The sequence below is a fragment of the Cellulomonas cellasea genome (assembly GCF_030372105.1).
Classification (GTDB): domain Bacteria; phylum Actinomycetota; class Actinomycetes; order Actinomycetales; family Cellulomonadaceae; genus Cellulomonas_A; species Cellulomonas_A cellasea_A.
Genome location: NZ_JAUDBQ010000001.1, coordinates 91,125 through 103,943, shown reverse-complemented (window position 1 = coordinate 103,943; position 12,819 = coordinate 91,125). Strand labels below are relative to the sequence as shown.

10 protein-coding genes are annotated in these 12,819 nt (G+C 76.1%); 6 read left to right on the top strand and 4 right to left on the bottom strand.

The window, feature by feature from the left end; translation table 11 throughout:
- The first annotated feature begins 136 nt into the window (after positions 1 to 136).
- From QUV83_RS00450 to QUV83_RS00430, 5 genes are read left to right on the top strand one after another with little or no spacing between them, the layout of a single operon-like run.
- Positions 137 to 997, top strand: coding sequence for a NeuD/PglB/VioB family sugar acetyltransferase (locus tag QUV83_RS00450; RefSeq protein WP_354003910.1), 861 nt, complete (start codon positions 137 to 139; stop codon positions 995 to 997).
- Positions 994 to 2,067, top strand: a complete 1,074-nt coding sequence (locus QUV83_RS00445) for a glycosyltransferase family 2 protein (RefSeq protein WP_289561616.1) — start codon at positions 994 to 996, stop codon at positions 2,065 to 2,067. The genes QUV83_RS00450 and QUV83_RS00445 overlap by 4 nt, the downstream gene beginning before the upstream one ends.
- The gene (locus QUV83_RS00440; RefSeq protein WP_289561615.1) at positions 2,064 to 3,623 is read left to right on the top strand and encodes an oligosaccharide flippase family protein; all 1,560 of its coding nucleotides are present in this window, start codon (positions 2,064 to 2,066) and stop codon (positions 3,621 to 3,623) included. The genes QUV83_RS00445 and QUV83_RS00440 overlap by 4 nt, the downstream gene beginning before the upstream one ends.
- Positions 3,620 to 4,729, top strand: coding sequence for a DegT/DnrJ/EryC1/StrS family aminotransferase (locus QUV83_RS00435; RefSeq protein ID WP_289561614.1), 1,110 nt, complete (start codon positions 3,620 to 3,622; stop codon positions 4,727 to 4,729). Before QUV83_RS00440 ends, QUV83_RS00435 begins: the two co-directional genes overlap by 4 nt.
- A 43-nt stretch (positions 4,730 to 4,772) precedes the next feature.
- Complete coding sequence (locus QUV83_RS00430) at positions 4,773 to 6,125, top strand: rhamnosyltransferase WsaF family glycosyltransferase (protein ID WP_289561613.1); 1,353 nt, start codon at positions 4,773 to 4,775, stop codon at positions 6,123 to 6,125.
- On the opposite strand, the gene QUV83_RS00425 is transcribed toward QUV83_RS00430, so the two are convergent.
- A complete protein-coding gene (locus tag QUV83_RS00425; RefSeq protein WP_289561612.1) occupies positions 6,067 to 7,020 on the bottom strand; it encodes a glycosyltransferase family 2 protein in 954 nt (317 codons plus the stop codon). The two genes, QUV83_RS00430 and QUV83_RS00425, sit on opposite strands and share 59 nt — an antisense overlap.
- The gene (locus tag QUV83_RS00420) at positions 7,017 to 8,297 is read right to left on the bottom strand and encodes a glycosyltransferase family 4 protein (RefSeq protein WP_289561611.1); all 1,281 of its coding nucleotides are present in this window, start codon (positions 8,295 to 8,297) and stop codon (positions 7,017 to 7,019) included. The genes QUV83_RS00425 and QUV83_RS00420 overlap by 4 nt, the downstream gene beginning before the upstream one ends.
- Positions 8,298 to 8,367: 70 nt before the next feature.
- Here QUV83_RS00420 and QUV83_RS00415 point away from each other — a divergent pair, with 70 nt between their 5' ends.
- On the top strand, positions 8,368 to 9,273 hold the full coding sequence (locus QUV83_RS00415; RefSeq protein ID WP_289561610.1) for a glycosyltransferase family 2 protein: 906 nt from the start codon (positions 8,368 to 8,370) through the stop codon (positions 9,271 to 9,273).
- 29 nt (positions 9,274 to 9,302) lie between these two features.
- Here the strand turns inward: QUV83_RS00415 and QUV83_RS00410 are convergent, their stop codons facing one another.
- Together QUV83_RS00410 and QUV83_RS00405 are read right to left on the bottom strand one after the other, a co-directional pair.
- Positions 9,303 to 10,601: a right-handed parallel beta-helix repeat-containing protein gene (locus QUV83_RS00410; protein ID WP_289561609.1), complete on the bottom strand. Its 1,299-nt coding sequence runs from the start codon at positions 10,599 to 10,601 to the stop codon at positions 9,303 to 9,305.
- Between the two features lie 76 nt (positions 10,602 to 10,677).
- Positions 10,678 to 12,765: an O-antigen ligase family protein gene (locus QUV83_RS00405; RefSeq protein ID WP_289561608.1), complete on the bottom strand. Its 2,088-nt coding sequence runs from the start codon at positions 12,763 to 12,765 to the stop codon at positions 10,678 to 10,680.
- Positions 12,766 to 12,819 lie beyond the last annotated feature (54 nt).

The following is a 12,819-nucleotide window of genomic DNA, read 5'->3' as shown; positions in this document are numbered from 1 at the left end:
GGCGCGGGCGCCCCGCGCCGCGGCCCCGAGGCGTGGCGGATCGGCTGGGGCTCCACGCGGGTCCGCTCCGCGCGCGTCTGCTCCGCGTGGGGAGGCTCCGCGTGAGGAGAGACCGCGTGAGGAGGCTCCGCGGCAGGTGGCGTCGGGCGCGGGCGCCGCGGCGTCGCCGATCGTCCTCGTCGCGGCCGGCGGGCTGGGCCGCGAGGTCCTGGCGCTGCTGCGCGCGGCTGGCGAGGACGTGGCCGGCTTCCTCGACGACTCGCCCGCGTTGCGCGGCGCCTCGGTGGACGGGGCGCCCGTGCTCGGCGGCGTCGCGCACATCGCGACGCTGCCCGACGTGCGCGTCCTGGTCTGCGCGGGGCAGGGCTCCGCGCGCGCGGCGCTCGTGGCGCGGCTCGCCGAGGCCGGTGTCGGGGAGGCGCGCTGGGCCCGGGCGATCCATCCCGGCGTCGAGGTGCCGGCGGGCTGCGTGGTCGGGCCCGGCGCGATCATGCTCGCGGGGGTCGTGCTGACCGCCTCGGTCACCGTGGGCGCGCACGTCGTGGCCATGCCGCAGGCCACCCTCACCCACGACGTGGTGGTCGAGGACTTCGCGACGCTGTGCGCGGGGGCCACCCTCGGCGGCGGGGTCGTGGTGGGGCGCGCCGCCTACGTCGGGATGAACGCGTCGGTGCGGCAGGGGGTGCGCGTGGGCGTGGGCGCGGTCCTCGGGATGGGCGGGGCGCTGCTGCGGGACCTGCCGGACGGCGAGACCTGGGTCGGTGTCCCGGCCCGGCCGTTGGGCGCGGCGTCCGCGGGGCGGCACCGCGCCGCCAGTGTCACCATCCCGGAGCTTGAGGACGCCGGGCTCGCGGACGCCGGTCTCGCGCAGGCGGCACTGCTCGTGGACCTGGCCGCGCCGACCAACCTGGCCCTGCCCGACGAGTCGGGCGGCCTGGACGCGCCGACTGAGCCGGCCGGCGTGGCGGCGTCGGACGGCCGTGGAGGCGGGGCATGAGGCCGCTCCGACCCCGCCGCGCGACAGCCGAGCCCACCGTCACCGTGGTGGTGCCCTGCTACAACTACGGCCGCTACCTGCCGCAGGTCGTGGCGAGCGTGCTGACCCAGGAGCGGGTGCGCGCCGATGTCGTGATCGTCGACGACGCGTCCACCGACGACTCGCTGCAGGTGGCACGCGCGCTCGCGGAGGCGGACAAGCGCGTCACAGTGCTGGCCCACGAGGCCAACCGCGGGCACATCGCGACGTACAACGACGGCTTCGCCCTCGCGCGGGGGACATACGTGGTGCTGCTCTCCGCCGACGACCTGCTGGCGCCAGGCGCGCTCGCGCGGGCCACCGACCTGATGGAGGCGGAACCGTCGGTGGGGCTCGTGTACGGCCTGCCGGAGTCCTTCTCGGCGCCGACTCCGCCGCGTCCCGGGTGGCGCCCGATCTCGTGGACGCTGTGGGCCGGCGCCGACTGGATCGCGTGGGCGAGCCGCCGTGGCCGCTGCTTCATCCTCTCGCCCGAGGTGGTGATGCGGACGGCGGCATTGCGCGAGGTCGGCGATTACAACCCGGCGCTGCCGCACTCGGCGGACCTCGAGTACTGGCTGCGCACCGCGGCGCGCTGGGACGTCGGGCGCGTCAACGGGCCCGTCCACGCCCACTACCGGGTGCACGAGGCCAACATGCACCTCACGGTCTTCGCCACCATGCTCGTCGACCTGCGGCACCGGCTCGCGGCGTTCGCCGTCCTCGACCAGCCGCAGACTCGCGCCCTGTTGCCCAGCGCGCCCGTGCGGTGGCGGCGGGCCCGGCGCGCCCTCGCGCGCGAGGCCCTGGTGCTCGCGGCCCGCGACCTCGACGCCGGCGCAGATCCCGCCACGGCCGCCCAGCTCGCGGACTTCGCCGAGGAGGCGTGGCCCGCCAGCGCGGGATGGCGTCGCTCCCGCGCGGTGCGGCGCACGCTCGCGCACGCCGTCGCCGGCCGCGGGCCCACCCGCGCGCAAGGGCTCATGCGCCTGGCCCGCGACGCCGCCGACCGCATCCGCTGGAAGGTCTGGCGGATCGTGGGCATCTCGTGACAGCACCCCCTGCCGCCGATGCCGGGCTCGCCCCCCGGGTGCGCAGCGGCGCGCTGTGGGGCGCGGCCAACGTGGCCGCGTCGCGGGTGCTGACCTTCGTCTCGACGATCATCGTCGCGCGGCTTGTCGCCCCGGAGCACTTCGGGGTGCTGGCCATCGCGATCGTCGTGCAGACCATCGCGCTGAACGCCGCCGAGCTGGGCGTCACCGCCTCGCTGGCCCGCGGCGACCGCGACCCCGCCGAGCTCGCGCCCACCGTCTGGACGATCTCCCTGGCGAACAGCGCGGGGCTCACCGCCGCGATGGTGCTGGGCGCACCGTGGTTGGCCGGCGTGCTGGGCGACCCCGCGGCAGCGCCCGTGATCCAGGTGCTCGCCCTCACGGTGCTGCTCACCGGCGTCTCGTCGGTGTCCACGGCGCTGATCTGGCGGGACTTCCATCAGCGCCGGCGCATCCTCGTGGACCTCGCGAACATCATCGTGAGCCTGGCGTTGGTGATCCCGATGGCCCAGGCCGGCTGGGGCGCGTACGCGCTCGCGTGGTCGCGCGTCGGCGGGCAGCTCGTGGCGACGGCCGGGTACCTGATCGTCAGCCCGACGCGCCACCGGCCGGGCTTCGACCGCCGGGTGGCGCGGGACGTGCTGCGGATGGGCCTGCCGCTCGCCGCCGCGAACCTCGTCGTCTTCGCGACGCTGAACATCGACTACGTCGTGATCGGCCGCACCCTCGGCGCCGTCGAGCTGGGGCTGTACTTGTTGGCGTTCAACCTGGCGAGCCTGCCCAGCAGCGTGTTCACCGCGATCATCCGCACCGTGGCCGTGCCGACGTTCGGGCGGCTGTTCACGGCGGGCCGCCTGGCGCCGGCGATCCCGCTCGTGGTCGAGGGCATCGCGCTCGTGTCGTTCCCGGTGTGCGCGCTGCTGGCCGCCCTCGCGCAGCCGCTGGTCACCGGGGTGTACGGCGGCCCGTGGTCGGGGGCTGCCGCGGCGATGCTCGGGCTGGCGGTGTTCGCCGCGGCGCGCGTGCTGGCCGAGGTGTTCGCGGATCTGAGCGTGGGGGCGGGCCGGACGGTCGGGCTGTTCTGGGTGCAGGTCGCCTGGTGCGCCGCCCTGGCGCCCGCGATGGCGCTCGGTGTGGCGCGGTGGGGCCTGGCGGGCGCCGGGCTCGCGCACGCCGTGGTCGCGGTGGCGGTCGTCGTGCCGCTGTATGTGCTGGTGCTGCGCCGTGCGGTGGCGACGCCGGTGTCCCCACTCGTCCGGGCCGTGGCTCCCGCGCTCGCAGGCAGCGTCGCCTGCGGCCTCGCCGCGGCCTGGACTGCCGGCCTGGTCGAGTCGCCGCTGCTGGCCGCTGTGCTCGGCGGCCTGGCAGGGCTGGCCGTCCACGTGGGCCTCACGGCGCCGTGGTGGACGACACTGCCGCGCCGCGCCCGGGCTGCCGGTCGCGCCGACGAGCCACCGCAACCCGGCGCCGATCCCGGTCGGCGCGACGCGCAGGCCCGCACGACCCGAGGGCCAGACGCGTCCCCGGGCAGCAACGTCGAGGAGGTCGTGGCATGAGCATCCCCCTGGTGGACCTCGGGGCCCAGCAACGCGAGATCGACGCGGAGGTGGCCCCCGCGCTGCGCGCCGTCTTCGAGTCCACCGCCTTCGTGGGCGGGCCGCAGGTGGCCGCCTTCGAGGCCGAGTACGCGCGGTACCTCGGGGTGTCGGGCTGCGTGGGCGTCGCGAACGGCACCGACGCGCTCGAGCTCGCGCTGCGCGCCGTCGGCGTCGGGCCCCGGGACGAGGTGGTGCTGCCCGCCAACACGTTCATCGCCACCGCGGAGGCCGTGCTGCGCGCTGGCGCGACACCGGTGCTCGCTGATGTCGACCCCGTGCACCTGCTGCTCGACCCGGCGCGGGCCGCCGCCGCCGTGACCGACCGCACCGCGGCGATCGTGCCCGTGCACCTGTTCGGCCAGACGGCTCCCGTCGAGTTGCTCGCCCCGTTGGCCGCCGCCGTCGGCGCCGTCATCGTCGAGGACGCGGCCCAGGCGCAGGGGGCCAGGCGACACGGGGCGTCCGCCGGGGCGCTCGGGGCGGTGGCCGCCACCAGCTTCTACCCGGGCAAGAACCTGGGCGCCGCGGGCGACGCGGGGGCGGTCACCACGAACGACCCCGACATCGCGCAGCGTGTCCGCCTGCTCGGAGCGCACGGCAGCGCCGTGAAGTACCGGCATGACGCCGTCGGCTTCAACTCGCGGCTCGACACGATCCAAGCCGTGGTGCTCTCCGCGAAGCTGCGGCGCCTGGAGCTGTGGAACGAGAAGCGCCGGGCAGCCGCGCAGCGGTACGGCGAGCTGCTGGCGGACGTCGACCACGTGGCGGCCCCCACGTCGGCCCCGGGGAACCTCGACGTGTGGCACCTGTACGTGGTGCGCGTGCCGGAGCGCGACCGCGTGCTCGCGGCGCTGCACGCGGCGGGCATCGGCGCCGGGGTGCACTACCCCGTGCCGCTGCACCTCACAGGCGCGCTGGCGCCGCTAGGCCACGGACGCGGGGACTTCCCGGTGGCCGAGGCGGCGGCGGGGGAGATCCTCTCGCTGCCGCTGCACCCGCACCTGGAGCCGGCCCAGCAGGACCGCGTCGTCGAGGTGCTCGACAAGGCGCTGCGCGACCTGTGAGCGCCGCGACGGCGTGCCATCCGCACGCAGGCAGGAGGACGAGATGAGCATCTCGGCACGAGGCGTGATCCGGTTCGCCCGACGGCACGGGGTCCGCGAGCTGTTCCGGCGCGGGGTCCGGCGGCTCGCCGCGCGCTTGGACGCGCAGGCGCCGGAACTCCCGCTGCTGGCCGGCGACGTCGCGGACTCCACCCGGGTGCGGCTGGCGTCGCCGCCGGTGCGCCCGCGCCGCGCGCGCTCGCTGCACATCGGGTGGCTGTGCACGCCGCCGTCGCTGGGCTCCGGCGGCCACACCACGATGTTCCGGATGATCGAGGGGCTCGAGGCCGCGGGGCACACCTGCACGGTGTTCCTCTATGACCGGCACGGCGGCGACGTGCGCGAGCAGGCGGCTGTCGTGCGCGCGGGCTGGCCGGGGGTGCAGGCGCAAGTCCTCAGCGCGGACGGCGGCATCGTCGGCGTCGACGCGTGTGTGGCCACGTCCTGGCCCACGGCGCATGTGCTGGCGTCGCGGGGCACGATGCCGATGCGCCGGCTGTACTTCGTGCAGGACTTCGAGCCGTACTTCTTCCCGCGCGGGTCGCGGTACGCGCTCGCCGAGGACAGCTACCGGCTCGGCCTGCGGATGATCGCGCTGGGGGAGATGGTCGCCAGCACGCTCGCCCGCGAGGTGGGGGTGGACGTGGACGTGGTCCCGTTCGGCTGCGACACCGACACCTACGCGCTGGATCCCGCGTCACCGGCAGCCGGGGCGGCAGCGGACGACGCCCGAACCGGCGTCGTGCTCTACGCCAAGCCGGGCGTCGGCCGCCGCGGCTACCTGCTCGCCCGGCTCGCCCTCGAGCAGTTCCACGCCCGCCACCCCGAGCAGGAGATCCACGCCTACGGCGAGCGGTTCACCGACGTCACCTTCCCCGTGACGTGGCACGGGCGGCTCACCCCCACCGAGCTGGCCGCGCTGTACCGGCGCTGCTCTGCGGGCTTCGCGCTGTCCTTCACGAACATCTCCCTCGTCGCGGAGGAGATGCTGGCCGCCGGGCTGGTCCCCGTGGTCAACGACCACCCGGACGCGCGCGCCGACCTGGTGAACCCGCATGTGGTGTGGGCGCCGCCGACCCCGGGCGGCCTGGCCGCCGGCCTGGAGCGTGCCATCGCCTTCCCCGAGCCGCGCTCGGTGCTGGCCGCCAGCGCACGGCAGGGCTGGGGGCCCGCGCAGCGGGGGGTGGTGCGGATCATCGAGGACGCCGTCTACGGGACCGCAGTCGAGAGCGCGCCGCGCGCCGCCCGCGACGCCGCTGAGGAGCGTGGGGGCGCCGCCCCGGCCGCCCGAGCGAGCCTCACCCCGGAGGCAGCGGGGCCGGGACCCGCGAGCTCTCGTCCCGCAGCCACGTCCTGAAGTCGCCGCGCCGCACCGCGCGCCGCGCACGGGTGCGGGCGACGAGCGCCACCGCCACGAAGAGCCCGACCTGGGGCGCCGACGACGGGCGCTCCCGCACCAGGCGGGCCAGCGTGCCCGGGGAGGTGGCGGCCGACGAGCCCCGCAGCCCGGCGCCGTCCGCCTGCGCGTTGCCCGTCGCCACCCGCACCCGGCGACGCAGCAGGTCACGCAGCGTGCGCGGGGGCCGCACCACGACGACGGCGCCGGGGGCGACGACGCGCTCGGCGGGGGTGAACGCCTCCGACATCACCAGGTCGTCGGACAGCATCGACGGCAGCCCGCGCAGCCGGGCATGGCCCTCGGCCGACACGGCCACGACCCCGCGTCCGAACAGCCCGTCGCGGACCTGCGGCAGCCGCTCCCACACGTCGTAATACCACCGCACCGGCCAGCCCACGCCGTCCCGCGGCACCTGGCGCTCAGGCCCGGCGGCCAGGTGGCCGCCGGCCAGGCGGCCGCCGGAGGGCGCCGCCGCCGACGCGCCGTCGGGGCCTCCGTCGAGGGCTGCGGCGAGGGCGGCGACCGAGGCGGCGGTGATCTCCACGTCGGCGTCCACGTACACGCGGGGGTAGGCGGCGGTGGCCTCGTCGCCCCGGAGCAGCGCGCCCGCCTTGCCCGCCTCGGCCAGCTCCACCACCGTGACCGTCGAGCGCGCGCCGGCCGGCAGGGCCATGCGGCGTGCGACGTCGGCGGTGCGGTCGGAGCAGCCGTTGCACACCACCACGACCTCGAGCGGGATGCCGGGGTCGGCGGTCAGCGCGGTGAGCAACCGCGTGATCGTGCGCTCCTCGTTGTGGGCCGGCACCACCACGCCGGCCATCGGCCCAGGGCCGTCCGCCGAACGCGTCGTCATGAGCCCGACCGTCGCCGGACGACGGCACGCCGATCAGCGCCAGTGCCAGCGCCAGTGCCAGCGCCCCCGCCCACCGCGGCGTCGCGGATGACCCGCGCGTACAGCCGCTCGGCCTCGTCGATCTTGGCCTCCCACAACCCCACCCGCTCCATCCGCCCGCGGGCCGCCTGGCCCATCTCGGCGCGCAGGGCCGGGTCGGCGGCGAGGCGCTCGATCGCGGCGGCGAGGCCGGCGGCGAGCGCGTCGGGCGTCGTGACGGGCAGCCGGATCGCGCACGCGTCGTCGACGGCGCTCGCGGGCCCGCCCCTGTCGGCCACGACCACTGGCAGCCCGTGGCCCATCGCCTCGAGCACCACGTTGCCGCCGGGCTCGCGGTAGCTGGGGAAGACGAACACGTCAGCGGCCCGGTAGTGGGCCTCGACGGCGGCGCGGTCCTGGCGGCCGTGGAAGGTGACGTGCGGCGCGACGCCGAGCTCGCGGGCCAACGCCTCGCAGGCCTCGCGGTCCGGGCCGTCGCCCACCACGTCGAGCCGTGCGCGGCCCCGGGGGAGCAGGCTGAGGGCCCGCACCACGTCCCGGGCGCCCTTGGTGCGCACCAGCCTGCCGACATGCAGCAGCCGCAGCGGTCCGTCATGCGGGATGCGCGGCTCGAGGTCCGGGAGCTCGGGCAGCGCCGTCTCGCTGAGCGTCACGAGCTCGCGCACGGGCGCGTCGGCCAGGTGCTCGGCGACGTAGGGGGCGATGCCGAGCACGATCGAGGCGTCGCGGTAGGTGCGGCGCAGCCACGGGTCGTGGGCGAGCCGCCACCCGTCGACGGCTCGCAGGCCCACGTACCAGGGGGCGGTGTCGTCGGCGGGGAAGCCCGGCGGGTCGGTGAGGCCGCCGCCCACGGGGCCCAGCAGCCAGGGGATGCCGAGGCCGGCCAGCGGGGACGGGTACCGCGTGGCCACGGGCGCCGGCTGGTGGGCCACGTCGAAGCGCTCCCCGCGGGCCAGGGCGGCGCGCGCCCAGCGGCGGGCGCGCACGTGGAACGCCGCGTAGCCGGGCTTCAGCAGGCTGTTGAGCCGCTCGGCGCGGCCGAGCCCGGGCGGATCGGGCCATTCGATGACGCGGACGCCGGGGAGCTGGGGCGCCGCCGGGGGCCGGTCGCGCTTATGGGACGTGAGCAGCGTGACGTCATGGCGTCGTCCGAGCCGCGAGGCCCACTGGTGGGCGACCCATGCCTCGCCCACGTCGGTGCCGTCGCAGGTCGGAGCCACGAGGAGGATGCGGGTCACACGTCGACGATAGCGTCGAATGTCTGCTTTGAGACGAAAAGGACCGATCTTCACCCCTAGGATGGCGCGCGTGATCAGCACCCCCGAGGTCGTCGTGGTCGTCGTGACGCACAACAGCGCGCTCGACCTCGATCCGCTGCTGGACAGCCTGCCCGCCGCCCTCGGCTCCGTCGTGGCCGAGGTCGTCGTCGTGGACAACGGCTCCACCGACGGCACCGCAGATCTCGCCCGGGCCCGGGCCGACTGCCTCGTGGTGTCGCAGGCGAACCGGGGCTACGCGGCGGGCATCAACGCCGGCGCGGACGCCGTGCCGGGCGCCGGGCTGGTCCTCGTGCTCAACCCCGACGCGCGCCTGGCGCCCCATGCGGTGGAGCTGATGGTCGAGGCCCTGAAGCGCACCGGCGCCGGGATCGTCGCCCCGCGCGTCGTGGACGAGCAGGGGCGGCTGGCCTGGTCGCTGCGCCGGGCGCCGACGCTCGGCCGCGCCACGGGGCTGGGCTTCACCGGGTGGGCGGCCGTCAGCGAGCACATCACCGACCCGCGCGCCTATGTCGTCGAGCACCCGGTGGACTGGGCCCTCGGCGCGGTCCTGCTCGTCGATCGCACCTGCCACGACGCGCTGGGCGGCTGGGACGAGTCGTTCTTCCTCTACTCCGAGGAGACGGACCTGTGCCTGCGGGCCGCCGACGCGGGCTGGCGCACCGTCTACACGCCGCATGCCGAGGTGATGCACGCCGGTGGCGGGTCGGGGCGCACGCCGCGCACCCACGCCATGCAGATCGTCAACCGGGTGCGCCTGTACGCGCGCCGCCACCGCCGGCCCGCCAGCGCCGTCTACTACGCCCTCGTCGTGGCCAGCGAGCTGAGCTGGCTCGCCCGCGGGCACCAGGAGTCGCGCGCGTCGCTGGCCGCGCTGCTGCGCCCCGGCCGCAGGCCCGCCGAGCTCGGCTGCCCCCCGGCGCTCGTGCCGCGCTGACGCCCGGGGCTCCCGCGAGCAGCGCCCGCTCAGCCGTGTGGCGTCGGGATCGTCGACCCGTCGTCGTCCCACACGTTCCCGCTCCACTTGTTGCCGCCACCCGAGGTGTACGCGGTGACGGGGCCGTAGGAGCCGGCCTGCGCGTAGTACGAGCGCGCGAAGCGGTTGCCGATCACGCTGATGTTCGTGGCCGTCGACTCCTTCCCGCTGTTCGCGCCCGCGTAGAGCGTGTACCCGCCCCCGGCCAGCAGGTTGCCCTCGATGAGCCGGTTCGCCTGCGGCCCGAAGTCCTGGAACAGGCTCACCGCGTCCGTCTGGGGATGCGGGTTGAGGATCGTGTTGCCGCGGATGGTCAGCTGCGCGGTCCCGCCGCCGCTGGTGGTGCCGTTGAGGTGGTCGCCGCTCGCGAGCCCCAGGTCGTGGATGTAGTTGCCCTCGATGAGCCCGGAGTCGATCTGCACGCCCGTCGACGTGTGCCAGATGTCGTTGCGCCGGATCACGGCGCCCGTGGCGTCGCCGTAGACGTCCTTGATGCCCACCAGTAGGCGTTGCGGCCCGCTGCCCGTCGGCCCGGAGATCTCGCAGTCCTCGATGGTGACGTCCTGCGCGTGGCGCAGCGCGACCCCGTTCGCCTCGCCGGCGACGACGATCTGCGAGGCGCGCACCACGGCGCCCCGCCCGGTGACCTCGACGGTGGCGGTCGTGGTGATCCCCTCGAGCACCGCGCCGTCGCCGTCGACCACGATCCAGCCGCGCTCGTCGTAGTGCCAGCCCGGCCCGGAGGTGAGCTCCTGGGGCACCGCGCGCAGCACCGTCCCGGCGGGCACCCCCGTGGTGCTGGCGTCCGGGTATCCGCAGGCGCTCGGCTGGGCGGCGCAGCCGTTGGCCTGCCGCGCGGCGCCGCCCGCCTGCGGGGCGCCAGCCGCTGTCGAGCCCGCGACGGCCCCGCCCTCGGGGGCAGCGTCCCCCGGCACGGACGTGCTGGCAGGGTCGGCACTCAGCACCCCGTCGGGAGTCGCGGTGGGCCCCGCCTCCCCGGTGGCGTCCGCGGGGACGAGGGAGGGGGTGGGGGTGTGCTGTTCCCAGGGGGTGCGGCCGGGCGCCGCATCGGCGCGCTCCTCGTCGGATGCGGCGACGGCGCCGGGCGGGCTGTGCGGGCCGTGGGCGCCGGGGTGCGCGCTCGCGCCGGGCTCGGCGCCCATCACCGTGACGAGCAGCGCGAGCGCGAGCGCGGCGCCCTGGGCGGACTGCCGGGCGCGGCGGAGCCCGGAACGGCGCGGGCCGCGATGGGCTGCGCGAGGCGCGCGGTGGGCGGAGGTCGGCGTCATGGGTGAGAGCTCCCCGATCATCGGTCGGGTGGTCTTCCGGCGCACCGGGCATTTCCGGCGCCTGACCGCTGGGACGCTAGCACCGGGCCTGCCGGGTGGCGACCCCCTCGGTCCAGGCGATGCGCCCCACCGCTCCCGCGATGCCCACCGCGAGGAACAGCAGGCCCGCCACCATCGGGAACGAGAACGCGTCGAACAGGGCGAGGCTCACGGCGCCCGCGGCCACCGACGCGGCCACGGCCTGGGCCAGATGGCGGTCGGCCTCGATCGTGGACGCCCGGCGGGCCCGGCGGGCCGCGGTCCACGCCGCGCCGAGCATCGCGAGCATCGCGGCCAGCCCCACGACGCCGATCTCGATCAGCAGCAGCAGGTACTGGTTGTCGAGGATCCGGTACGACGGCAGGAACGTCGAGAATCCCCGCCCGAACACGGGACCGCGCGCCACGAACTCGAGCGCCACCGAGTAGCCGTCGGTGCGGGACCGGGCGCTGCTGTCGGCCCCGATGCCGGTGAACATGCCGGTCAGCGTCCCGACCATGCCCGGGATGCCGATGAACACCACGGCGCTGATCGCCGCGACGAACAGCAGGGCGAGGCGCCGCCGCACGGGCGGCCACGCCGGGATCATCACCGCGAGGACCGTGACCGCCCCGATCAGCGCCGACCGGGAGATCGACAGCGGGATGGCCAGCGCCAGCGCGAGCAGCGGCCACCAGCGTCGCAGGGCCCCGAGGCTGGTCGAGTGGAAGGCGCGGTGCAGCGCGAACGGCAGCAGCATCGTCACGGCCACGCCGAACTCGATGGGATGGATGGCCGTGCCGGCCGGGCGCGCGAAGCCGTCCCTGTCGTACACGTTGGCGAGCGTGGCGTTGGCTGTCAGGCCGGGGATGTCGATCCGATCCACCCACGACTCCTTGGTCGCGAACTGCAGGATCCCGACCAGGGCCAGCGCGCCACCCGCCACCGCGAGCCGGGAGAGCAGCGTCGTGAGCCGGTCGCGGTTCGCGATCCCGTCATGCGCGAGGAGCGCCACACCCGTCCAGCCCAGCAGCGCCACGAGGCCCAGGTCGGCGGTGCCGACCTCCTCGGAGACGATCGGGCGGGCCATCGCGTTGACGTAGCTGGCCAGCACCGCGGCGCCGAACAGCAGCACGGTGCGGCGCACCGGCGCGGGCGGCGCCGGCTCGGGCTCGGAGCGGTTCAACCGGTGCCACACCCACCACAACGCGCAGCCGCAGCCGAGCAGCAGCGACGGGGTTCCCGCGCCGCCCAGCGGGGCCAGCACCAGGCGCGAGGGGATCGCGATGAGGAGCAGCACGTAGGCGCTGAGCAGCCCGACGCCATCGCCCAGCGTCGACGGCGCGAGGGGCGTGCGCGGCAGGCCCCGTCGGTGGATCGCCGGGGAGGCGCGCGGCAAGGCGCGCGGGGGGCTGCTCACCGCCGTGCGGGCGGCGACGGCGCGGGTGGCTGCGGTGCGGCTGGCGGCAGGGCGGAGGGCTGTCTGGGCGTCGTCGGGCATGGGCTCTGCTTCCTTGGCCGCCGCCGCCGCACGGGGCCGGGCCGCGCGGCGATCGCGGGCCAGGAGGGCGTCGAGCAGGCCGATGGCGAGCGCCGCGCCCACGAGCCCCAGGGCGCCGGCGGCCGTGACGGCGCGCATCCGCGCAGTGGCCACCGCCTCGGGCTCGAGGTCCTGGGTGAGCACCATCGACTCGATCTGGGCGTCGGCGGGGACCTGCAGCGTGTCCTGCAAGGCGAGCAGCGTGGCGGGCAGCCGGTCTAGGACGGCGTCGCGCGCGGCCTCGGCGCCGCTCGCGGTGCTCGCCCGGCCGGTGATGACCAGGATCGGGCCGCTCGTGGTCCAGTCGGGGAGCACCTCGAACTCGGCGCCCGGCACCTCGTCCTCGACGTCGGCGACGGTCTCGCCCGACATCAGCGAGCGCGTGAGGATGTCCACCGCCTGGTCGAGGTCGCCGAGGAAGAGGTAGGGGTTGCCGCCCTCGCCGACGGTGGTCTGCGGCGGCAGGAGCACGACGTCGCCCCCGGACTCGTACGTCGGGGGCACCAGCACGTAGGCCAGCACGCACAGGGCAGCGGCCAGGACCGCCCCGGCGAGGGTGAGGTACCAGCGGCGCGTGAGCGCGCCGCCGAGCTCCTTGAGGTTCATCGTCCACCCGTTCCTGAGGGTCGTCGCCCAGCGCGGCCTTCGCAGCATAGATCG